17 protein-coding genes are annotated in these 22,234 nt (G+C 70.2%); 7 read left to right on the top strand and 10 right to left on the bottom strand.

Annotated features, from left to right (window positions below; all coding sequences use genetic code 11):
* Window positions 1–1,925: 1,925 nt before the first annotated feature.
* The 5 genes from rsmG to Dfulv_RS48325 all read left to right on the top strand — a co-directional run bounded on the left by rsmG (window position 1,926) and on the right by Dfulv_RS48325 (window position 7,809).
* Window positions 1,926–2,609: a 16S rRNA (guanine(527)-N(7))-methyltransferase RsmG gene (gene rsmG, locus Dfulv_RS48345; RefSeq protein WP_259860519.1), complete on the top strand. Its 684-nt coding sequence runs from the start codon at window positions 1,926–1,928 to the stop codon at window positions 2,607–2,609.
* Between the two features lie 298 nt (window positions 2,610–2,907).
* A complete protein-coding gene (locus tag Dfulv_RS48340; protein ID WP_406568067.1) occupies window positions 2,908–4,314 on the top strand; it encodes a ParA family protein in 1,407 nt (468 codons plus the stop codon).
* Window positions 4,311–5,315, top strand: coding sequence for a ParB/RepB/Spo0J family partition protein (locus tag Dfulv_RS48335; protein ID WP_259860518.1), 1,005 nt, complete (start codon window positions 4,311–4,313; stop codon window positions 5,313–5,315). The genes Dfulv_RS48340 and Dfulv_RS48335 overlap by 4 nt, the downstream gene beginning before the upstream one ends.
* 622 nt (window positions 5,316–5,937) lie before the next feature.
* A complete protein-coding gene (locus Dfulv_RS48330; RefSeq protein ID WP_406568066.1) occupies window positions 5,938–6,720 on the top strand; it encodes a hypothetical protein in 783 nt (260 codons plus the stop codon).
* Window positions 6,721–7,128: 408 nt separating this feature from the next.
* The gene (locus Dfulv_RS48325; RefSeq protein WP_259860516.1) at window positions 7,129–7,809 is read left to right on the top strand and encodes a GNAT family N-acetyltransferase; all 681 of its coding nucleotides are present in this window, start codon (window positions 7,129–7,131) and stop codon (window positions 7,807–7,809) included.
* Window positions 7,810–7,824: 15 nt separating this feature from the next.
* On the opposite strand, the gene Dfulv_RS48320 is transcribed toward Dfulv_RS48325, so the two are convergent.
* From Dfulv_RS48320 to murJ, 7 genes are all read right to left on the bottom strand, one after another.
* Window positions 7,825–8,988: an N-acetylmuramoyl-L-alanine amidase gene (locus Dfulv_RS48320; RefSeq protein ID WP_259860515.1), complete on the bottom strand. Its 1,164-nt coding sequence runs from the start codon at window positions 8,986–8,988 to the stop codon at window positions 7,825–7,827.
* A 200-nt stretch (window positions 8,989–9,188) separates the two neighbouring features.
* Window positions 9,189–9,524: a thioredoxin gene (gene trxA / locus Dfulv_RS48315; RefSeq protein WP_259860514.1), complete on the bottom strand. Its 336-nt coding sequence runs from the start codon at window positions 9,522–9,524 to the stop codon at window positions 9,189–9,191.
* 32 nt (window positions 9,525–9,556) lie between these two features.
* On the bottom strand, window positions 9,557–10,483 hold the full coding sequence (gene trxB / locus Dfulv_RS48310) for a thioredoxin-disulfide reductase (protein WP_259869741.1): 927 nt from the start codon (window positions 10,481–10,483) through the stop codon (window positions 9,557–9,559).
* 121 nt (window positions 10,484–10,604) lie between these two features.
* Window positions 10,605–11,504, bottom strand: coding sequence for a hypothetical protein (locus tag Dfulv_RS48305; protein ID WP_259860513.1), 900 nt, complete (start codon window positions 11,502–11,504; stop codon window positions 10,605–10,607).
* Window positions 11,501–12,088: an RNA polymerase sigma factor SigM gene (sigM, locus tag Dfulv_RS48300; protein WP_259869738.1), complete on the bottom strand. Its 588-nt coding sequence runs from the start codon at window positions 12,086–12,088 to the stop codon at window positions 11,501–11,503. The genes Dfulv_RS48305 and sigM overlap by 4 nt, the downstream gene beginning before the upstream one ends.
* A 67-nt stretch (window positions 12,089–12,155) precedes the next feature.
* A complete protein-coding gene (locus Dfulv_RS48295) occupies window positions 12,156–13,676 on the bottom strand; it encodes a protein kinase family protein (RefSeq protein ID WP_259860512.1) in 1,521 nt (506 codons plus the stop codon).
* Window positions 13,677–14,142: 466 nt separating this feature from the next.
* A complete protein-coding gene (gene murJ, locus Dfulv_RS48290) occupies window positions 14,143–15,981 on the bottom strand; it encodes a murein biosynthesis integral membrane protein MurJ (RefSeq protein ID WP_259860511.1) in 1,839 nt (612 codons plus the stop codon).
* Between the two features lie 157 nt (window positions 15,982–16,138).
* Here murJ and Dfulv_RS48285 point away from each other — a divergent pair, with 157 nt between their 5' ends.
* Window positions 16,139–17,581 (top strand): CCA tRNA nucleotidyltransferase, encoded by a 1,443-nt coding sequence (locus Dfulv_RS48285; protein WP_259860510.1) that lies wholly within the window; start codon window positions 16,139–16,141, stop codon window positions 17,579–17,581.
* On the opposite strand, the gene Dfulv_RS48705 is transcribed toward Dfulv_RS48285, so the two are convergent.
* Both Dfulv_RS48705 and Dfulv_RS48275 read right to left on the bottom strand, forming a co-directional pair.
* Window positions 17,568–18,599: a peptidylprolyl isomerase gene (locus tag Dfulv_RS48705; RefSeq protein WP_319805745.1), complete on the bottom strand. Its 1,032-nt coding sequence runs from the start codon at window positions 18,597–18,599 to the stop codon at window positions 17,568–17,570. The two genes, Dfulv_RS48285 and Dfulv_RS48705, sit on opposite strands and share 14 nt — an antisense overlap.
* 33 nt (window positions 18,600–18,632) lie before the next feature.
* Window positions 18,633–19,772, bottom strand: a complete 1,140-nt coding sequence (locus tag Dfulv_RS48275) for a glycosyltransferase (protein ID WP_259860509.1) — start codon at window positions 19,770–19,772, stop codon at window positions 18,633–18,635.
* Between the two features lie 198 nt (window positions 19,773–19,970).
* Between Dfulv_RS48275 and Dfulv_RS48270 the strand changes: the two genes are divergently transcribed.
* Window positions 19,971–20,843, top strand: coding sequence for a hypothetical protein (locus Dfulv_RS48270; RefSeq protein ID WP_259860508.1), 873 nt, complete (start codon window positions 19,971–19,973; stop codon window positions 20,841–20,843).
* On the opposite strand, the gene Dfulv_RS48265 is transcribed toward Dfulv_RS48270, so the two are convergent.
* Entirely contained in the window at window positions 20,840–22,168 is a 1,329-nt protein-coding gene (locus tag Dfulv_RS48265) for an MFS transporter (RefSeq protein WP_259860507.1), read from the bottom strand. The two genes, Dfulv_RS48270 and Dfulv_RS48265, sit on opposite strands and share 4 nt — an antisense overlap.
* Window positions 22,169–22,234: the final 66 nt, after the last annotated feature.

Raw genomic sequence — 22,234 nt, 5'->3', positions numbered from 1 at the left:
CTACACCAAGTCTTCGTGATCATGAAACAGTGGTCGCCGTGCCCCTCGTGATCGCGATCACGAGCCACAACCCGCCGGAACCCACGCGGCTGCCCGGCCAGCGAGTCGCGGTCGGCCGGTCGGGGTGCGCAGGATCCGCCCGCGGATCGCGGCTGGGACGTCGGTGCGACGGGCCAGCCCGGCAGGGCCGCACCGCCACCGCCACCGTCGGTGGGCGGCGACGACCCGCCGTTCGATCTTGGCTGGGGAGCGGTCGTGCAGACCGGCGCCGTCTTCGGCGTAGTAACCGGGGCGACCCACCGGTGCGCGCAATTGCGGGACACGCCCAGCCTCCTTGGCCACGTGCGCGACGGGCGCCCCTCCAGGTGATGAGTGAAGTCCACTTCGCCCGGAGTTCCTTCCACGGTTAACTACCGCCTTGGCGTGTCACCAACGTCATGACCGAGTACACCTGGCCGACCGCTGAATCGCCGCATCGTTTCAACAGCGACGGCTTCGGCGCGGCGTGTCCAGCTACCCGGAGAGGTCGCTGTCATGCCGAGACTGGTGCCCGTGTACCTGTCCTCGGTGCGGCCTTGCCGGGGGCGTGTGGGCGCCGCGGCGTGGCGGGCGGGCCGTCGGTCGGCTCCGATGCACTGCCGTTGGGCGCAGATTCATGTGGACCCGGTCCACGGGAGGTCCGATCCGCGTGGCGGTCGCCTGGTGTTCACTGGCCTGGCTCATGAGGGTCGGCCCGCGGTGACGTCGTTTCACGTGAAACACGCCTCTCGCCACTCCGTCGCTCGGGCGGCTCTTGGCTCCAGCGGCGTGGGGGCGCCCATGCCGTGGGCCGGCCTCCTCCGGTCCCGGGGCCCCACGGCACAGGCCGGGGGCTCTAGTGAGGCTTCATGATCCGGTTGAGGGAGGTCACGAGTCCCAGTGGCGGCGATGCATGGCCACGGCGGCGCGGTCCGGCGTGTGGGCGGTACGACGGATCACCGTGGCCGCCATCGCGACACCCGCACACCCACGACCCTGCCCCGAACGGCCACCCAGCGAGCATCATCGTGGCGGACGCATCCACGACGGACCCGCGGACGGGATGCCGAAGCGAGGCACCCAGCACACCGCCCGCAATGCCTCGATCGATCCACTCGACCCGCCGGCAACCGGATCATGAAACCCCTCTAGACGGGCGCAGCGCTCACCGACGACTCGTAGATCGTGCTGGCGGTCGCCCGGGATGCCGGTGTCGTGGCCCGGCTCCAACTGAATCGGTCCGCCGGTCACACCAGCCGGCCGTTGTCTGGCCCGGCGCCGGCCGCCTTGCAATGCGCCGAACCGAATCGATCCCGCTGGCCCGCCGTCGACTGGCCTTGTGTGGGCGTGGGCGGACCACGGGGACCAACGGATGGCCGGTGACCGCAACGACGCGATCGGCGCAGGGCGGCCAGGCCACGTCGCTCGGCCCCTCGACGTTGACGACCGACCGCATAGATAAGGCCAGAGCCGCCCATCACGGCGTGGAAGCGGCGGGCAGTCCTTGAGCAGCGGACGGCAGAGGACCACCCGGTCCGGACGCGGCGTGTCCGAGCTGGCGGTCACCACATTGGGAGCGGCTCGGACCGTCGACACAAACGGCCAGGGAGACGACGGTGGTCGGAGCGGCCGGGCGGATCGGGTCGTGGCCAACGGCTTGCTGGTGCCGGGCAGCACGTCCATCGGCGGCGAGCAACGCATGGGGCTCTGAGGAATACGGCCGCCGTCGGACGCCCCGGCCTGTACGACCTCATCGACACGAGAGCCGTCGCTCAAGCACGGACCCACTCCTCCCCGGCGCCGTGCTGATGCGTTGGCAGGTAGGCAGACCCGAACCGGCCAAGAAGCCCGAACAGGGACGTGAGGGCGCTCGCCGTCCAAGCCCGCCGTCGTGATTTCCTTGAGCCATGGATGACGCTGTCCCACAAGAGGTTCTCCCCGCTGCCGGCAAGCTTTTCGGGGACCGGCTCCCCCTGGCTCAGCAGTATGCGGAACTCCTCATCACCGACGGCGTCGTCCGCGGGCTCATCGGGCCCCGGGAGGCGCCGCGCATCTGGGAGCGCCATCTGCTCAACTGCGCCGTGGTCGCGGATCTCATTCCGTCGGGTGCCTCGGTCGTCGACGTCGGGTCCGGGGCCGGCCTGCCCGGTATGGTGCTGGCAGTGGCTCGTCCCGACCTTTCCGTCACCCTGGTCGAGCCGCTCGCACGACGTACCGCCTTTCTCTCCGAAGCGGTGACGGCGCTCGGCTTGGATCGGACCACGGTGGTGCGGGCCCGGGCCGAGGAGTGCGTCGGGAAGATCCCCCTCGCCGATGTCGTCACCGCCCGGGCAGTCGCTCCACTCGACCGGCTCGCCGGCTGGTGTCTCCCCCTCACCGCCATCGGTGGTCGACTGCTCGCGTTGAAGGGCGCCTCCGCCGCGGCCGAGATCGCGGAACACGCGGAGGCGCTCGCACGGATGGGGGCGGCGACCCCGTCGGTGCGGACGTGCGGGGACGAGATCCTCGCCGAGCCGACCACGGTCGTTGAGGTCGTACGAGAGCGGGAGGTCGCGCGCCACCGGAGCTCCGGAGGGCGCCGCGCACGATAACCCGGGGGCGGAAACCGCGGCCCCGGGGACGGGGAACGCGGAGGGTTCCATGGGGGACAGCAGGGCGGTCGGCATCGGGTGGCCGGCGTCGCCGATGCAGCGGCTGGGCGGGCTACTTCGCCGGGTTGACGGATTTCTGGTCTTTTGGCGCTCGGTCAGGGGTGACAAGCCCAACGACGCGCCCAAGAGCCATGGCTCCACTCGGCGGAGCGCCGTAGGCTGGCCGCGCGCCGCTCTTGCGTTCCAGACCGCAGGGGTGGCCGAGAGTACCAATCTTTCCGAGCGGGACGGGACTGACATGGTGCGCGACAGCGGTGATGTTCCGGAGTACGGTGACAGCCACTACGGCGACGACCACGTTTCACGTGAAACAGGCATCGAGGGTTGGGGCGTTCGCCCGGCCGGTCGTGGCGTACCTCAGCCCAGAGCGGAGTCCCACCAGCCGCACGAGCCGGCCCGCGGACAGGCGACACCTCCGGGTGCTGTAGCTCACGGCGGACCCCACGAGCCGGTCCACCCCTACGAGCCCCATGACCCCCACCGCGTCCGACCGCCGCAGGTGCCCCACACGCCTGAGCCGACACGCGGGGCCATGGTGGAGTTTCATGTCGGCGCCCCGACTGCGGACCGCTCAACCGGTACTGTTTACGGCCGGGGAGCATCGCCGACTGTCGACGCCCCTCCGGCCGACAGGGCCGAGGCGAAAGCCGATTCGAGGGCCGAAGTAAGGTCCGAGCGTCGGACTCCGCCCTCGCCCCGGCCGCACCCGTCCGTCACCGCGGATACCGAGGGCGCAATGACTGACGCGTATGTTTCACGTGAAACCGAAGACCCGCCGCTGGCACAGGAGGCAAAGCGCGCCGTGGAGATTCTCAACCCGAGCGGGGAAATCACGATGCCCCGCCCACCACGGCGCCGCACGATGTGCGTGGCGAACCAGAAGGGCGGGGTGGGCAAGACCACCACGGCGGTGAACATCGCCGTGGCCCTGGCGCTTCACGGCAACCGTGTGCTCGTGATCGACCTCGACCCACAGGGCAACGCCTCGACCGGCCTCAACGTTCCGCACCACTCCGGCGTCCCGGACGTGTACGACTGCCTCATCGACGGAGCCCCGCTCGACGCGGTCACCCAGCAGGTCGAGGGCATCCCGAACCTGTGGGCCGTGCCCGCCACGATCGACCTCGCCGGCGCCGAGATCGAGCTCGTCTCGGTCGTCGCCCGCGAGTCGCGACTCAAGCGGGCGATCGAGGCCGGCGGCTCCGACTACGACTACATCTTCATCGACTGCCCACCGTCCCTCGGCCTGCTGACGGTCAACGCGCTCGTCGCCGCCGAAGAGGTGCTTATCCCGATCCAGTGCGAGTACTACGCCCTTGAGGGCGTCCAGGCGCTCACCAACAACATCGAGCTGGTGCGGTCCCACCTGAACCCGAAGCTCGACATTTCGACGGTGCTGCTGACGATGTACGACCGGCGCACCCGCCTTGCCGACCTGGTCGAGCAGGACGTGCGGAACCACTTCGGCGAAAAGTGCCTCAACGCCGTGATCCCCCGTAACGTCCGGGTGTCCGAGGCTCCGAGCTACAGCCAGTCCGTGATGACGTACGATCCCGGGTCTCGGGGTGCTGTCAGCTACTTCGAGGCGGCACAGGAGATCGCGCTGCGCGGTGCGCAGGGCGTGCAGGTGGGAGGAGTCGCATGAAGTCCAACCGACGTGGAGGTCTCGGGCGAGGGCTCGGTGCCCTCATCCCAACCGCCGCCGCGCCGGCCGACGGCGCGGTAGGCACGGCGACCGCGCTGGCGACACCCCCGACGCCCGGCGCACCGACCGAAGTCGCCGGCACCCTCGCTCCGGTCCCGGGTGCTCGCTTCGCCGAGATTCCGGTCGGTGCGATCGTCCCGAACCCGAAGCAGCCCCGGCAGGTCTTCGATGACGAGGCCATCGACGAGCTGAAGACCTCGATCCAGGAGGTCGGCTTCCTCCAGCCGATCGTCGTTCGCGAACTGCGCGACAGCGAGCGGACCGAAGAGAAGCAGTACGAGCTGGTCATGGGCGAACGCCGCTGGCGGGCCGCCCAAGCCCTGGACAAGGAAGCCATTCCGGCGATCGTCCGGGACACGCGCGACGACGCCATGCTCCGGGACGCACTGCTGGAGAACATCCACCGGGCCAACCTCAACCCACTCGAAGAAGCGGCGGCCTACCAGCAACTGCTCGACGAGTTCGGCGCGACGCATGAGGAGCTCGCGAAGCGCATCGGCCGGAGCCGCCCCCAGATCTCGAACACCATCCGCCTCCTGAACCTCCCCGCCCAGGTGCAGCTCAGGGTCGCCGCCGGCGTCCTGTCGGCCGGGCACGCCCGAGCGCTCCTCGGCCTGGACAACTCGGAGGAGCAGGAGTCCCTCGCGACCCGCATTGTCGCCGAAGGCCTTTCGGTACGGGCAACCGAGGAGCTCGTCCAGCTCTCGGTCGCGGAGGGCGGCTCGACGAAGAAGTCGTCGGCCCCGCAGCGGCGCGGCAAGCCACACGCCCCGGCACTGTCCGACCTGGCAGACCGGCTCGCGGATCGGTTCGACACCCGGGTCAAGGTCGACATCGGCCGGCGCAAGGGTCGGATCACGATCGAGTTCGCCACGGTCGACGACCTCGAGCGCATTGTCGGCATCATCGGCGTCGACGACCGTAGCGGTCAGCGGGAGTAACTCACCACCCGACGAGCACAGGGCCGGACCCGGCGTTTGGGTCCGGCCCTATTGTTTGCCTCGGCCGGCCTCTTCCTGAGCCGGGCGAGGGAATTCGGACGCGAGTGCCGTTCCACGACTCGGCGCCGGCCAGCGAGCGGTGGGGTCATGCGAGAGGAAGGCCGGCTTCAGGCGACGCGAGTGGTCTGGGTCGGCGATGGGGTCGTCTCGTGCGCGTCACCCGAAGCGGCCGGAGGAACCGGGTTCAACGAGCAGCGGGGTCAACAGCCGCAGCGCTTTCAGCCGATCCGCTCGCGGCCGTACCACTGCTGTCGGCCGAACAGGGCCACTCCGTCCCTCATTCACCCCCGATACCGCCCGGGAGGCCCTCGGAGCCGGTTCGGATTCGTCGAGCCGCTCAAAAGACGCTCCCGAGAAACGCTGAGAGAAAGGCGCTGGGCGAACGTTATCCACAGGGGTTATCCACAGGGGACGTCGTTTCACGTGAAACAGCGTGGTAGGGGGCCCGAAAGCCTGTGGATGAAGGCTGTCGAAAGGAAGCCATGGCGGTCACTATCCACAGGGTGCGGACACCACCACCGCGGTCGGCTAGGGTCGGCACGTGCCCGATACGCCTCAGCAGTTGCCCGCGTTCACCTACTGGCCGACGTTCCCGTTCGAGGGCGACCTCCGGGTGAAGCGGCTCCTGGACCCGGTCCCGGTAGAACCACCCCGGCATGGTGACAACCCCGCCGAGTGCCGTGCCTGTGGAGCCCCGGACGAGGCGTATATCTGGGTGAGCGATCGCTGGCGGGTCCGCAGTCTTGATCGGCCGACGGGCCTGCCTGCGGTACTCATTCTGGAGTCGCGGTCGCACCTCGACCTCGGAGATCTGCCCAACATGCTCGCGGCCGAGCTGGGCGTGATGACGGTTCGGATCGAGCGGGCGATCCGTTCTCTCGACGGCGTTGCGCGGGTTCACGTGAATCGCTGGGGTGACGGCGCGGCACACCTGCATCTGTGGTTCCTCGCCCGGCCTTATGGGCGGCTTCAACTACAGGGCACGTTCCTCGCCCTGTGGGACGACATTCTTCCGCCGATCCCGGAGGAGCAGTGGCGCGAGAACCTTGCGCTCGTTGCCGCCTGGCTCGCGGAGTTCGGCGGTCGCCCACTCGCCGAGCCGCCCCGGATCAACTGGACCGCTCCGGCGAAGCTGAGCGAAGAGGCACACGCAAAGGACGAACCTTCGACGTTCGGCGACCCGGGCACCCCCGCCGAGGCTCCCGAGCCTGCGAGCAAGACTGGCGAGCCGGCCGCCGCGGTGCGCGAGCCGGCCGAGGGTAACGGCGAGGCTCCCGACGCCGAGCCGGCGCAGCTGTCCACGACGCAGCCGGCCGCAGAAGCAGACCACGAGCGCGGAGCCTGAGGGCACAACCGGCCCCGTCCCGGAAGAGCCGCCCGTCCGACGCCTGGGACTCATGACGCCCGGGGCGGCCGAAAGGGCCTGATGATTCACCCGGGTGAATTGGCGCGGTGGTCTGCTACCGCAGGGCCTCATTCGGACGAGCCGACCAGGCGAACTGATAGACGCCTTTACGTGCGGCCCGCACCGTCGAACCGGTTGCTGGGCCGTGCCGGTGGACCCGTTGCCAGGCTTTGCGGTCCGTGGCGAACGGCCTCCGACCTGGGCATCCGCACCGACTCCCCCGCGATGGGGCGGTGAGGGTGAGGAACTGTGGGCGGATGACTCCCACACGCGGTACCGGGTGCGTACCATCATGACGGTTGGCGGAGGAGCTACGGCGCGTGCGCCGGGTGCGGTGGAGATGGGCCAATGTCGCGACGTCTCGTCAGTCTGACGCTCGACACCCTCGAGGATCTTCCTCGATCGTGCCGCGGATGTGTGTTCTGGGAGCTCGATCCGGTTGCTGCCGATCGGGCCTGCGCCAACGGCGACCCGGGACTGGAAAAGGAGGCTTGGGTCTCACAAACCCTCCTTGAGTGGGGCTCGTGCGGCAAGCTCGTCTACGTCGACGGCATGCCCGCCGGGTTCGTCATGTTCGCGCCGCCGGCGTATGTCCCGCGGTCCATGGCGTTTCCCACCTCGCCGGTCTCCCCCGACGCGGTGCTGCTGATGACCGCGCACGTCGTGCAGCCGTTCGCCGAAGGCGGGCTGGGCCGGATGCTGGTCCAGGGAGTCGCCCGCGATCTCACCAAGCGCGGCGTCAAGGCGATCGAGGCGTTCGGCGACGCGAAGTTCGGCGAGGTCGACGAGGCCGGCCGCAACGAGCGGGGCTGCCTCGCCCCGGCCGACTTCTTCCTGTCGATCGGCTTCAAGACGGTTCGACCCCATCCGCGGTATCCGCGACTGCGTCTGGAGCTGCGCACCGCGCTGTCGTGGAAGTCGGACGTCGAGTATGCGCTGGAGAAGCTCCTCGGCTCGATGAGCCCCGAGTCGCTCCTGCGCCCGGTGCTCCCGGTCCGCCCGGCGACCCGCGAAATGACGTCAGGCTGAGGCGGAAACCCAGACTCAGGACGTCGGCGCCGCCGTCAGCGCACGGAGCAGGCTGACGTCGATCGAGCCGGTCGGCACGTCCGCCTCGACCGGCAGATACATCCGCTGGACGGCCGCCATCATCGCCTCGACGACCCGGTCGCGAAACGCCGGGTCGACCAGCTGCTGCCGGTCCGAGGGCGAGGTCAGGTAGCCGACGTCGACCCGCACCGCCGGCATCCTGCTGAGCCGCAGAAGCTCCCAGGTCTTCGGGTGGGTGTGGCAGTCGCGCAGGCCGGTCCGCATCACGATCTCGCGCTGCACCAGCCCGGCCAGTCGCTCCCCGACGATCGAAGTGGGGCCGGAGACGGTGCCGTAGTGATACGTGGCCACGCCGGATGCCTCAGGGTTGCGGTGGCCGTCGAGGTGGATGGAGATGAGGAGATCGGCGCCGAGCTCGTTGGCGAGCTGGATCCTGTCACGGTCGCTCAGCGCGTTTGTGGGCACCGGACCCCTGGTGAGGTTCACCCGCATGCCCGCGGCCGCCAGACGGCCCTCCAGACGGGCTGCGAGGTCATATACGAGGTCCGCCTCCGTCCACCGCAGCGGGCCGTCGGGGACCACGTGGCCGGTGTCCGGGCCGCCGTGCCCCGGGTCGATCACGATGCGCTTGCCGAGCAGCGTCGGGCCGGACTCGCGGAAGGCCTCGGCCTCGCGCAGGAGCTGCGGCCGGCCGCCGATCACCTTGCGGCCGAGCCGGCGCAGGGCGCCCACGGTCGCCGGCCCGCACTCCCCATCGGGGCGCAGACCGACCTCACGCTGGAACTGTGCGACGGCGTGCGCGGTGCGGCTGCCGTAGATGCCGTCGGCGCGACCCGGGTTGTAGCCCATCTCCAGCAGGCGTTCCTGCAGCTGACGCACGTCGTCGCCGATGTACGGGTCGGCGACGGTGTGGAACAGCGCCCGCTGGCCGAGCCGCCAGCGGGCGGCGTCGAGGGCGCGCCAGGTCTCGTCGGCGACCTCACCGTCGACGGTCAGGCCGCGGCTCTGTTGGAAGGCCCGCACAGCCCGCTCGGTGGCCTCGTCGAAGACCGGGTCGGAGGACGGCGAAGTGTCTTCGACCAGCAGCTCCAGCACGACAAGGATGCTGCGGATCTCGGCAACCGCCGCGCCCCGCGCTCCGCGCTGGATCGCACGCATGTGGTCCTCCTGAAATGCCGGTGGCTCCGGGACGGATGGAATGCCTGTGGCTCCGGGAATCGTACGTGCCCGGCCGAGCGCGCCGTTACGGGGCGAATGCCCCCGCAGCGTACCGCTCCGGGCTCGAAGCCGCCCCACAGCGATCCGCCCCGCGTCCGGAACCGGACGCGGGGCGGGCCGATGATGAGGGGAGGCGCCGGTCAGGCCGGCTCGAGCGCCGACTCGATGAGGCGGACCAGTGCGCTCTTCGGGCTGGCGCCGACGACCGAGCGGAACGGCGCGCCGTCCTTGAAGACGGTCAGCGTCGGCACGGACAGCACCTGGTATGCGCGGGCCGTCTCCGGATTGCTGTCGATATCCACCTTGACGATCTTGACCTTGTCGGCCAGGTCGCCGGCGGCGATCTCGTTCAGCATCGTCTCGATCTTGCGGCACGGCTGGCACCACTCAGCCCAGAAGTCCACCAAGACCGGAATATCCGACTTGAGGACGTCGACCTCGAAGGTCTTGTCACTGACGGGCTGGATCGCTCCCATGCGCTCTCCTCTGTTCAGACTGCCGAAAAACCTTACAGCGTCGCGATGTAGCGCTCGGCGTCCAGCGCCGCCGCGCAACCGGTGCCGGCGGCGGTGATCGCCTGCCGGTAGGTGTGATCCACCAGGTCACCCGCGGCGAACACACCCTCGACGTCGGTGCGCGTGCCGGGCGAGGCCACCTTCACGTAGCCGGACTCGTCGAGCTCGACCTGGCCGCGGAACAGCTCGCTCCGCGGGTCATGGCCGATCGCCACGAACACGCCCGCCACGTCGAGGACGGTCTCCTCGCCGGTGTGCACGTCCTTGATCCGGACACCGCCGACGCGACCGCCGCTGTCGAGAACGCCGGTGACCACGCTGTTCCACCGGACCTCGATCTTCTCGTTGTTCAGGGCGCGCTCGGCCATGATCTTGCTGGCGCGGAACTGGTCACGGCGGTGGATGATGGTGACCTTCTTGGCGAACCGGGTGAGGAACGTCGCCTCCTCCATCGCCGAGTCACCGCCGCCGACGACCACGATCTCCTCATTGCGGAAGAAGAAGCCGTCACAGGTGGCACAGGACGACACGCCCCGCCCGAGCAGCTCCTGCTCGCCCGGCACGTTGAGCGGCCGCCAGGCGGAGCCGGTGGAGAGGATGACGGCACGGGCGCGGTATTCGGTCTCGCCGACCCAGACGCTCTTCACCGGGCCCTCGAGCGCCACGCGGGTCGCGTCGTCGGTGACGAACTCCGCGCCGAAGTGCTCGGCCTGCTTGCGCATATTGTCCATGAGCTCCGGCCCGAGGATCCCATCCGGGAAACCGGGGTAGTTCTCGACCTCGGTGGTCGTCATAAGCGCACCACCAGAGGTGACACCCTCGATCACCAGCGGTTTGAGGTTGGCTCGGGCGGCATAGACGGCAGCCGTATACCCGGCAGGGCCGGACCCCACGATGATCAGGTTGCGGACCTCGTCCACGGTCGACTCCTCGAATTCAGCCTGTGCCACCAAAACGTCATCCTACGAACCGACCATTCCCGAGAACCGGTGACTCGTGTGCCACATCACCGCCTGGTGGCGGGTCTGGCACGGCGAAAGGTCAGGCCGTGCCCCGGAACCGCTCTTCGCCGATCGCGCCGCCGAGCCCGCAGTTCGGCCCGACGACCACGACAAGGCGCTTGCCGGCCCCGAGTCGGGTGCCGTCGACGATCACGACCAGCGCGGGCTGACCCTCGAACCGGGCGTAGTCGACGAGCGACACCTGTCCACCGTATTCCCCGGTGATGGCCTTCAGGCAGTCGGTCCGCGCTGCCGGGTCGCCGAGCCGCCGCAGGGAGTCGGGCACCTCTTCCGACAGGTCGGTGCGCTTGCCAGGACTTCCGCCCGCGCTGAGCGCCGCCGGCGGTGCCGGGGAGCTCTGTGCCAGCTGGCCGACGGTGTCCGGGCCGTAGTCGCGGCCTGTCTTCATGATCGCCGAGGCGGAGCCCGGCGACCCGCCGCTGGCGCTGTTCGGCGCCACCGCGTCGGGAGCCATCGCCGAGCCGCGCGTGCCCTCCGGCGCGTAGCCGCTGGTCGCGGCGGAGTCGGAGGAGTTGGTGACCTGTTGCCGGACGACCTGGACGCCGATGCCGGCGCAAGCCAGCACGGCCGCCGCCGCGCCGAGGCCGACGAGCCAGCGCTGCCGCCGCCGCTTGCGCGCTTCGCGCGCTCGCGCCAGATCAACCACGACGGCGTCCGCCGGGGGTGCGGTGAGTGCCGTCGCCAGGGCCGCGTCCAGGCGCTGTTGCACATCGGGCGGTACGGGCTGTGCCTCCGTCCCCAGCGCCCGCAGTTCGTCACGCACGGCGGCGTCGGCGGTCACCAGCGACGCGTATGCCTCGGCCCACGTGACGTCGGTGCTGACCAGGCGGCGCACGTCGTCGGCCTCGGGGGTGCCGTCGAGCGCCCCGCCGACGAAGTCGGCGAGCCGGTCGAGGTCGGCATCCGAGAAGGCCGTCATGCGCCACCCTCCTTCCGTGACGTGGCGGGGCTGATCGGAGATGGGACGCTCGGGTCGGTGCCCGGGTTCCGCAGGTGACCGAGTAGCAGGGCCAGCCGGGCCCGGCCGCGCGCGCACCTGCTTTTGATGGTGCCCTCCGCGACGCCCAGCATCGCGGCCGCCTCGGAAACCGCGTATCCCTGCACGTCGACGAGCACGAGTGCGGCGCGCTGCTCGACCGGCAACTGCTGCAGCGCCTGGCGGACGTCCATCGCGGTGTCGCGGTCGGTGGCGGGTGCCGGGGTGACGTCGGTCTCGGGCAGTGGCACCGTCGGGCGGGCCTGCCGCCGCCGGATCCGGTCCAGGCAGGCGTTGACCACGATGCGGTGCAGCCAGGTGGTGACGGCGGAGTCGCCGCGGAAGTTGTTCGCCGCCCGAAACGCGGACATCAGTGCGTCCTGCAGCGCGTCGGCGGCCTCTTCGCGGTCGCCCGTCGTGCGGAGGGCGACCGCCCACAACCGGTCTCTGTGCCGCCGGACCACCTCGGCGAACGCGTTGGGGTCGCCCGCGGCGTGGGCGCGCAACAGCGACGTGTCGTCGCGCATCTCCTGCGCGTCCGGCCGTGCTACGTCCACGGCAGGCACCTTATCGACCGCGAGCGACTCGTGGGGGCTACTGGACGCGGACGGTTATCTCTCCGATAGCAACCCGGTATCCGCCGCCCTTGCTCTCCTTCGGCAGCTTGGTGATCCACACCATGAGATACCGCGTCGGCTGCTCCGGCCCGGGGAACAGCGTCGTGCCGCCCATCGCGGACTTCGCGGAGCCCACGACCGTGTACTGCGCGACGGTCTGCTGATCCTGGGCGCTGCCGCTGCCCAGGTCCGCCGTGCCCGAGCGCAGCTCACCGTCGGCACCGGGCGTGGTCAGGTCGACCTGGACCGACACGACCTGCCGGCTCTCGCCCAGGTCGATCCAGATGCCCATGCCCTTCTTGGAGTCACCGAAGTTGGGCTTCGTGTATCGCTCGGTCTGCCAGACCGTGGTGGCATTGCCGTCGATCGTGTTCTGGGCGTTTTTCACCTCGGAACGGTTCCCGTCGGGGTCGACGATCCGCACCTTCGACGCGTCGAGCTTCAGCACGGTCGGCTGCCCGGCGGGCTTCACCGGCTGCGACGCGGTCGTCCCGGACGGCGAGGTGCCCGGCTGCGTGTCGTGCTTCACCGGGTCGCCGAGCACCCGGGCGGCCGCGAGCGTGCCGGCCAGCGCCAGGACCAGCAGCCCGACGACGCCGACGGCGAGCTTGCGCCCGGCCGGCTTCGGCGGCGCGGTGGACTGTGCGGCGGAGTCGAATGCGTCGAAGTCGAGCGCGCGCCCGGTCTCCTCCGCGATCTCCTCCTCGTCGAAGCTGCCGAAGGAGGCCAGCTCGCCCGCGAGCGACTCGGCCGACGGCAGCGGCAGGTCGGGGTTGAGCAGGTCGGTGACGAGCGAGTCGAGGTGCGCCGGCACACCCGCGCGCACCTGGCGCGGCGTGGTGAGCGTGCCCGACGAGTCACGGACACCGTCGGGGACGGACGAGGGGCCGACCTCGGCGTGCGGCCAGTGCCCGGTGAGGGCGCAGTAGAGGATCGCGCCGATCGCCCGGATGTCGGTCTCCGGCGTCGCGCCGTCGTCGGACCGGGCGTCGGTCAGCACCACGCGGCCGTCGTGCGCGACCAGGACGGTGCCCGGGTGCACGTTTCCGTGCGCCATTCCGGTGCCGTGCAGCGCCGCGACGGCGTCGGTCACCGCCCAGGCGATCGCGACCGACCGGCCGGAGTCGAGGGGACCGGAGGCGACGATGTCGCGCAGCGCGATGCCGTCGACCCACTCCCGGACCACGTATGCCTTGTCGCCCTCGTCGATCGCGTCGTAGACGCCGACCAGGTGCGGGTGGACGATGCGGCTGGCGGCCACGGCCGCGCCGAGCATCTCCTTGGCGCTGTCGCCGCCCGGATACCGCAGGACCACCGCCACGGGGCGGCGCAGGATGACGTCGATGCCGCGGTACAGCTGACGGCCCAATGAGTCGTTGCCGATGTGCTCTTCGAGCTGGTATCGCTCGGCAAGGATTTCACCGACGGATGGGGTGCCGAAGGTCAGGACCTGCGGGATGCCACCCGGAGTCTCCAGCCCTTCGTCGAGCTCAGCCACCCGTCCTCCCTTCCGATCCGTGTGCCCACCTGTGGCGTCCGTCGTAACGCGAGTCGCAGTCACTAAGCCTAAGCGCTCCGGCGAGGCGTCGAGGTTGACCTTACCGGTCAGCTCTCCGGGTTCTGACACGTCATCATCTCCGGACCACCCTGCACGATGCCAATTGATCACCCATGCCGGACATCACCGTCATTTACGGTTCATCCGCATTCCATCGAGCTGTCCGGTGGGTCGGAGCTGGCCTTTCGACGCTTCCGTCCACCGGCCACGACCGCGCTTGTGACGCGCTGCGTCAGCCGCCGTGACCAGCCTCACCGCCACCTCCTGGAACCTCCGGCGGCCCGTGCCCCGCGGCCGCCTGTCGGAGGCACGCTGCCCCGGAAAAAGGACGTCGCCAACACGGTCGGCGGTTGCGGCCGGTCGGCACATCACGCGCGGCTTCCAGCGGGGTCGGCCGGGCCGGTCGTCATCGGCCCAACTTGGCCTTGAACAGGTTGCCGAACTGGCGGACCTCGGGCACCCGCAGGACCACCGCCATCGCGACGTAGGCCACCAGCAGCACCGCGCCACCCACGATCAGCTGCACCACGCCCATGACCTTGCCCGGGTCCATCATGCGGCCGATGCCCCACGAGACGGCGAACGCCAGCACACCGCCCACGGCCGCGGCACCGGCCAGGCGAGCCAGCGTGTCCGCGACGCGGGCCAGGCCGAGCCGGCCCAGCCGGGTGCGCAGCAGCCAATACCCCAACAAGAGGGCGGCGACGAACGACAGCGCGGTGCCGACCATCAGCGACGCCGTCACGGCGGCGACCGGAAGGACGAAGTAGAAGGCGACGTCGAGCAGGAGGCGGATCGCCACACCACCGACGTTGACCAGGGCGGGTGTCCGGGTGTCGCGCAGCGCGTAGAAGACACTGGTCTGCATCTGGCTCAGCGCGAACGGCACGAGGCCGAGGCCGGCCGCACTGACCACCCAGCCGGTGGCGAGGGCCGCGTCGTATCCGTATTCGCCCCAGTTGAACAGCGTCACCGCCAAGGGCTGGCCGAGGACCAGGTAGATCGTGGCCGCCGGGATCAGGATCACCGACGCCAGCCGGGTGCCCTGCGACAGCTGCTCGGTCACGTCGCCGAACCGGCCGTCGGCCGCAGCCGAGGAGATCCGCGGCATCATCGCGGTGATCACCGAGACCGCCACGATGCCGTGCGCCATCATGAAGATCAGGAACGCGTTGTTGAAGATGATCGGCCCGTCGCCGCCGCGGAGCTGGTTGTTCTTCGCCAGCATCATCACGACCGTGATGCCGAGCTGGTTGACCCCGACGTAGAGCAGCATCCAGGCGCCGAGCTTGCCCAGCTCGCGCAGGTGCAGTTTGCGGAAGTCGAAGCGCCACTTCCAGCGGAACCCGGTCTTGCGCATCGCCGGCCACAGCCCCAGCGCCTGGATCACGATGCCGAGCGTCGTGCCGATGCCCAGCACCAGCACCTGCGGCACGGTGATCGTCTCGGGGGTGGGCAGGCCCTTCCCGCGGACCAGCATGAACGCGCCGGCCGTGGCGATGATGACGACGTTGTTGAGGATCGGCGTCCACATCGGCGCGGCGAAGTGGCCGCGCACGTTGAGGATCGCGGCGAAGATGCCGGCCAACCCGTAGAAGAAGATCTCGGGCAGCAGGAGATAGGCCAGGAACGTGATCAGGTCGCGGTCGGCCGTGGTCACCCGGTCGTTGCCGAGTGTGTAGACGGCGGTGATCAGCGGTGCCGCCAGCACCACGATCAGGGTCGCCGCGCCGAGCGCGATCACCGCCAGCGTGAGCAGGCGCTGTGCATAGGCCTCGCCGCGGTCCGGCTCCTCCTTGCGCGCCCGCACCAGGGTCGGGATGAGCACGCTGGCCAGGACGCCACCGAGCAGCAGCTCGTAGATCTGGTTGGGCAGGTTGTTGGCGAGCGTGTAGTCGTCACCGACGACCGCGCCGCCGATCGCGGCCGAGATCGCCGCCGCCCGGATGAACCCGGTGCCCCGGCTGATCAGGCTCAGAATCGCCATCGTGCTGCTGTTGCGCACGACGGTGCCGGTGCTCTCGTCCTCACCGGGTGCCGGCGGGGGTGCGCTCTCCTCGATCAGGGGCGCGTCGGCGACCACCTGTGGTGGCGGCGTGACCAGTGGCAGCCGCACGGTCGGCGCGTTGGCCGGGTCCACATGGGTCAGTGGCACCGTGGGCGCCTCCGGGGCGCGATGCTGCCCGACAGGGCTCAGGGCGACCGTCGGCTCGTTGCTCCAGCGCCCGTCTTGTGCCGGGTCCATCCGCTACACCCCAACTCGGCCGTACTTCCGCTCGCAAGCACAGACCATAGTGGCATCCACCGACACTTCCGGTGCCCGCGGATTTCACGCGACCCGATCCACACCGGACGGCTACCCTCGGTGCCTGCCCCGACTGTAGCGATAGGCTGTCCGACCGATGTCCGAAACCTCACGTGCCCTCACCGAGGCGCAGCGCCGTGCCGTGCACGAGCTGCTCCGTGTTTCTCCCGTCGCCGACGATCTCGGCCGCCGGTTCGTCGCGGCCGGTCACGAGCTGCACCTCGTCGGCGGTTCGGTCCGCGACGCGCTGCTCGGGCGCCTCGGCGACGACCTCGACTTCACCACCGACGCCCGCCCGGACGAGACGTTGCAGGTCGTCAAGGGCTGGGCCGAGTCGGTGTGGACGACCGGAGCGGAGTTCGGCACGATCGGCATCGCCCGGCGTGGCCTGCGGATCGAGATCACCACGTTCCGTGCGGACGCGTATGACCGGGTCAGCCGCAACCCCATCGTGCAATACGGCAACAGCCTCATCGACGACCTGCGTCGCCGTGACTTCGCCGTCAACGCCATGGCGGTGTCCGTGCCGGGTCACGAGTTCACGGATCCGTATGGCGGGCTGACCGACCTCGCCCAGCGTGTGCTGCGCACCCCGGGCACGCCGGAGGAGTCGTTCGCCGACGACCCGCTGCGCATGCTGCGCGCCGCCCGGTTCGCCTCCCAGCTGCGGTTCGAGGTCGCGCCCGAGGTCTACACGGCGATGCGGGAGATGGCGGGTGACCTGTCCCGCATCACGGCCGAGCGGATCCGCGACGAGTTCGTCAAGCTCATGTGCGGCGCCGACCCGATCACCGGCCTGCGCCTGCTGGTCGACACGGGCCTGGCGGAGCAGTTCCTGCCCGAGCTGTCCGGTCTCAAGCTGGAGATCGACGAGCACGCACAGCACAAGGACGTCTACGAGCACACGCTGATCGTGGTGCGCAACGCCATCGGCCACGAGAAGGAGGGCCCCGACTTCGTCCTGCGCATGGCCGCGCTGATGCACGACATCGGCAAGCCGGCCACCAAGGCGGTCGGGCCCGACGGCGGCGTGAGCTTCCACCACCACGAGGTCGTCGGCGCCCGGCTGACCAAGCAGCGGATGAAGGCGCTGAAGTTCCCCAAGGACGTCATCGCCGACGTTGCCGAGCTCGTCGCGCTGCACCTGCGCTTCTACGGCTACGGCCGCGGCGAGTGGACCGACTCGGCCGTCCGGCGCTACGTCACCGACGCCGGCCCGCTGCTGCCCAGGCTGCACAGCCTCACCAGGTCGGACGTGACCACCCGCAACCGTCGCAAGGCGGCCCAGCTCGCGGCCGACTACGACGCGCTCGAGGCGCGCATCGCCCGGATCGCGGCCGAGGAAGACCTGGCGCGGGTCCGGCCCGACCTCGACGGCAACGCGATCATGGAGCTGCTCGGGGTGCCGCCGGGGCCGATCGTCGGCAAGGCGTGGCGCCACCTCAAGGAGCTGCGCCTGGAACGCGGCCCGCTGGACCGCGACGAGGCCGAGGCCGAGCTGCTGCGCTGGGCGGCGGCCGAGGGCATCAAGACACCCTGATCTCGGTGATCTGCACGGCGAGCTTCGGCGGCCCGTCGGCGGTGCCGGTGGCCGTGCCCTCCGCGGCGATCCGGTCCAGCAGGTCAAGGCCGCTGGTCACCATGCCGAAGACGGAGTAGTCCGGCGGGATGCCGCTGTCCTTGTAGACGATGAAGAACTGCGACCCGTTGGTCCCTGGCCCGGCGTTGGCCATGGCCAGGGTGCCCCGCGGGTAGGGCGGCAGGGTGGTCGGCAGGTTCTCGTCGCCGAACTGGTACCCCGGGGTCCCGGTCCCGGTCCCGCCCGGATCGCCGCATTGCAGCACCCACAGGCCATCGGTGGTCAGCCGGTGACAGGGCGTGTCGGTGTAGAAGTCGTCGCGGGACAGATGGACGAAGGAGTTCACGGTGCACGGCGCGCGGTCTGCGAAGAGCTGCAGGCCGATCGCGCCGAGGTTGGTCTCCATCGTCGCCGTGAGCTTGCCGGTGAGCGTCGCACGCGGTGCCGGGGTCGCGGCCAGCCGCACCTCGCCGTTGCCCCGGCCCGCCGAGGCGTATGCGCAGGGCACGCCGGTGGCCGGTGCCGGCGCGGCGGCGGTCGGCCCGGCGGTCGGCCCGCGGCTCGTTCCGGCGCCCGGCGAGGTGATCGGCGCCTCGCCGACCGGCGCGCCGGGATTCCCGCCCGGTGAGGCAGCGTGCGAGGTCAACGGCGCGACGGCGCGCTGCACCTTCTCCCCGGTCGAGACGTAGACGAGCGCGGTGCCGATCCCGCAGAGCACGAGCAGGGCACCGAGCCCGGCCACGACCGGCGCGACCCAGCGCCGCCGTCGGACCGGGGCGGGCTCGTCCCCGGCTGGAGACGGCGGCGGAAACTGCTCCTCGGCCTCGTCGGCGTCGCGTGGTGCCGACGATCGCAGCGCCGACGCCGGCAGTGCACCCGGCGCCCCAGGGTCGGGTGCTGCCGGCGGCAGGGGCTCGGCCAGCTCGTGCGGCAACGGCGCCCCGGGTGCAGGCGGCTCAAACTGCTCAGATGACGACACTCAGTGATTCTACGATCACAAAGTGTCGTGATGTCAGCGAGACAGACCCAGCGCCGACGCCAGGGCTGCCGCGCGCTGGGCCCACGAGTGCTGCTCGGCGAACGCGCGGCGGGCGGCGACCAGCTCCGGCACGCTGGACTCGGCGGCGGCCTCACACACCGCGCTGACCAGTTCCTTCGGGGTGTTCGCGACACGGACCAGCGGGGAGTCGAGCCAGTGGACGGCAGGAAGATCGGTGCTCACCGCCGGCTTGCCGGCGCCGAGGTACTCCAGCGTCTTGAGCGGGAACGAGGCCCGGTTGAACGGCGTGTCCCGGTACGGCGTGACCCCCACGTCAACGGCCCGCAGGAACGACGGCACCTTCTCGAAGGGCTGCCGGCCGACCCACACCACGTTGGGCCGCGCCACCAGCTGCGGGAAGCGCTCGGGCTCCCACCGTGCGTCGTGCGGGCCGACGAGCAGCAGGGAGATGCCGTCGTCGGCGAGGGCCGCCAGCAGGTCGAAGTCGGTGCGGTCGGAGAACTGCCCGATGACGCCGGCGATGGGCGAGGTGAGGCCACCGGCCTCCGGCGCTGGCGACAAAAGCGACAAATCGCGGTAAGCGGATGTCTGCACGCCGTTGGGGATCAGTTCCACGCGGCGAGCGCCCATCGACGTCCAACGCTCAGCCAGTACCGTCGAAATCGCCACCACCAGATCGGCGTTCGCCAGCTGGCGCCGCTCGTCGGCGGCGACCCGGTCCGCGTCGTGCCCCATCAGCGCGGCGCCCGCGACGAAGTCGTCGGTGCCGTAGAGCACCTTCGTCACGCCGGGCTCCCAGCCGCGCAGGACGTCGACGAGGTTGCAGGCCATCACCGCGGCCGGGCGGCGGCCGAGCCTACGCAGCGCCCACCGCGCCTGCGAGCGCAGCAGCGCCGCCGTGCTCACCTTCACGTAGGGCCGCGTGTGCATCGGCAGCGCCCGCGGGGTCAACCGGTGCAAGGAAGGCGACACCCGCCGCAGCTGCGGGGCCATCCCGAGCCGGGAGGCGCCGTAGCGGTACCGGTCGGGGGTCGCCGCCGAGATCGGCGGGTCGACCCAGAGCACGTCGGTGTGGGCGGTGAGCTCGGTGGCGAGCAGGCGATCCGAGCCGGCCACACCGTCCCAGGAGGTCCCGGCGAATACGACGATCACGCCGAGCATTCTTTCCTGGACGGTTCGAGCGCTGTCCGCCGCTGTCGGAACTCTGACCCCGGTTGCGTCGTGCATGTGGCGATTCGGTCGCTTCTGCACGTAGACCGTGTCGGCTACCGTCGCTACACGATCCCCCTCGTCGAGTGATTACCCCGATTCTTGGAGGCAGACATGCAGCCGTGTCCAACCTGCGGCGGCATGGGCATTGATGCGAACGGCTACTGCACGCAGTGCCGCACCTATCGAGGCGTCCCGCAGGCGCCGCAACCGCCGACGAGCGGATCGCCGTACAGCGGCGCGCCGTACAGCGGCGGGCCCTATGCCGGTTACCCCAGCCAGGACCCCTCGTTCCCGGACCAGGTCAGCGGCCCGGGGTATCCGGGGCAGGTCAGCGGCCCGCCCTCGTACCCGCCGGCCACCTACGGCGGGCAGTACGGCGCCTCGCCGACCCCGCCGAAGAAGAACAAGTTCCTCGTGCCGGTCCTCGCCCTCTCCGGAGTGCTGGGGCTGCTGGTCGTCGCGATCGTCGTGGTCGCGGTGAAAAAGGGCGGCGACGACCCGAAGGACACCCCGGTCGCGCAGCCCGGCCAGACCACGAGCGGCCCGAGCAAGAGCGCGAGCGCCAAGCCGAGCGCGGTCATCGACGAGTGCCTCGTCGGCACGTGGGAGACCAAGACCTACACCGAGCAGGTCTCGATGCAGGGCATCGGCGACGTGCCGTTCAAGCTCGACAAGAACGGCGCGGTGTTCACGTTCACCGCGGACGGCAAGCACACCCAGACGTACAAGGAGACGCAGTTCTCCGGCGACCCCTCGGTCAACGGCACGAAGGCCCACGTCGTCCTCACGGTCAACGCCAACGTGACCGCGGAGGTGCGCACCGCCGGCGGCAGCATCGCCTACACCAACGTCAAGAGCGACGGCAAGGGCACCGTCAGCGCGCCGAGCCTCGGCGTCAACGAGACCGAGGACTTCAGCCCGGGTGACGACCCGTCGAAGTACACCTGCTCCAGCAGCACGCTGACGCTGAACACCGCCCGGATCCAGTCGACGCTGACGAAGAAGAGCTAACGCCTGATCAGCATCTTGGCGGCCCCGTCGGGGTCGGCGATGTCGTCGCCGACCCGGCGGGCCCACCGGCCGCCCAGCACGAAGTAGCCGGTGGCCACCAGCACGTATCCGATCGCGACCACGATCAGTGCGGCCGCCGACCGGCCGTTGTCCGGCAGGGTGAGCGCACCGAGGTACATCCCGGCGACAAGCGTCAGGTTGAACGCCGTGTCGTTGATGCTGAAGACCCGGCCGCGGAACTCGTCGGCACACTCGTGCTGCAGCGCCGTGTCGGTGACGATCTTGAGAACCTGAGCGGCGAGGCTGGTCACGAAGACCGCGCCGAGCAGGAGCACCGGGTCGAACGGCAGGCCGAAGCCCAGGATCGCGAACCCGGTCGCGGCCACCGCGACCGCCACCCACCGCCAGCCGCCGATCCGGCGGGCGACCGGGGGCGTCACGAACGACGCGATCACCATCCCCACGCCGCCGGCGAGAAAAGCGTTGGCGATGGTACCGAATGAGTCGCTGACCTCACTGCCCGTGTTGAACACGGTGCGGAACAACAGCAGGCTCGCGAGCAGCACAACGCCGTAGAGCAGCCGGAACGCGGACTGCGCGAGGACCAGGTAGGCCGCGCCGCGCTTGACCACGAGGTGCCTCACCCCGGCGATCGTCCCCTGATTCACCTCGCGCACGGCCTCCCGGATCGGGACGCCGTGCCGGTCCGCCGCGTCGGGGCCGAGCTCTTCGGGGCCGAACGACAGCCGGCCGATGAGTGCCGAGGTCACATAGAAGATCGTCGCCATGGCGGCGAGCAGTGCGTAGCCGTGGAACGACGTCGCCAGCACGCCCTTGATGAGTGCGGCGCCGGTGCCGATGCCGACCGAGAAGCTCAGGGACCCGAGTGTCGCGGAGAACGAGTTCGCGGTCACCAGCATGTGGTCGTCGACCACGTGTGGCGTGGCTGCGGACAGGCCGGCCAGGAAGAACCGGTTGAGGCCGATGACGACGAGGGCCAGGAGGAACGCCACGAGCGACTCGTTGCCGTGCCAGATGTAAAGCGCGATCGGCAGCACCAGCAGCGCGCGGATCGAGTTGGCGACGGCGATGATCGAGCGGCGGCGCCAGCGGTCCAGGAACACCCCGACATACGGCCCGATCAGCGAATACGGCAGCAGCAGCACCGCGAAGCCGGCCGCGATCGCCATGGCGCCGGCCCGCTGCTCCGGGTTGAACAACACACTGCCGGCGAGCGCACCCTGGAACAGCCCGTCGCCGACCTGGGCGATCACCCGCACCGCCAGCAGCCGGCGGAAACCCTGCTGCCGCAGAACCGACCGCACGAATTGGGACTGAGCAGGTGCGGGTGTTGCAGCGGCGGACACGGCAAAAGCCTACGGTGCCCTGAG

This window comes from Dactylosporangium fulvum (assembly GCF_025137375.1).
Classification (GTDB): Bacteria; Actinomycetota; Actinomycetes; order Mycobacteriales; family Micromonosporaceae; genus Dactylosporangium; species Dactylosporangium fulvum.
This window is presented reverse-complemented; position numbering and strand designations above follow the sequence as displayed.

What these genes read in the sequence shown, in the direction of transcription:
- Dfulv_RS48285 (WP_259860510.1), top strand. Translation starts at nt 16,139, where the DNA reads ATGTCCGAAACCTCACGTGCCCTCACCGAGGCGCAGCGCCGTGCCGTG.
- trxA (WP_259860514.1), bottom strand. Translation starts at nt 9,524, where the DNA reads ATGGGAGCGATCCAGCCCGTCAGTGACAAGACCTTCGAGGTCGACGTC.
- Dfulv_RS48325 (WP_259860516.1), top strand. Translation starts at nt 7,129, where the DNA reads ATGTCGCGACGTCTCGTCAGTCTGACGCTCGACACCCTCGAGGATCTT.
- murJ (WP_259860511.1), bottom strand. Translation starts at nt 15,981, where the DNA reads ATGGACCCGGCACAAGACGGGCGCTGGAGCAACGAGCCGACGGTCGCC.
- sigM (WP_259869738.1), bottom strand. Translation starts at nt 12,088, where the DNA reads ATGCGCGACGACACGTCGCTGTTGCGCGCCCACGCCGCGGGCGACCCC.
- Dfulv_RS48320 (WP_259860515.1), bottom strand. Translation starts at nt 8,988, where the DNA reads ATGCGTGCGATCCAGCGCGGAGCGCGGGGCGCGGCGGTTGCCGAGATC.
- Dfulv_RS48270 (WP_259860508.1), top strand. Translation starts at nt 19,971, where the DNA reads ATGGGCATTGATGCGAACGGCTACTGCACGCAGTGCCGCACCTATCGA.
- Dfulv_RS48340 (WP_406568067.1), top strand. Translation starts at nt 2,908, where the DNA reads ATGGTGCGCGACAGCGGTGATGTTCCGGAGTACGGTGACAGCCACTAC.
- Dfulv_RS48335 (WP_259860518.1), top strand. Translation starts at nt 4,311, where the DNA reads ATGAAGTCCAACCGACGTGGAGGTCTCGGGCGAGGGCTCGGTGCCCTC.
- rsmG (WP_259860519.1), top strand. Translation starts at nt 1,926, where the DNA reads ATGGATGACGCTGTCCCACAAGAGGTTCTCCCCGCTGCCGGCAAGCTT.
- Dfulv_RS48305 (WP_259860513.1), bottom strand. Translation starts at nt 11,504, where the DNA reads ATGACGGCCTTCTCGGATGCCGACCTCGACCGGCTCGCCGACTTCGTC.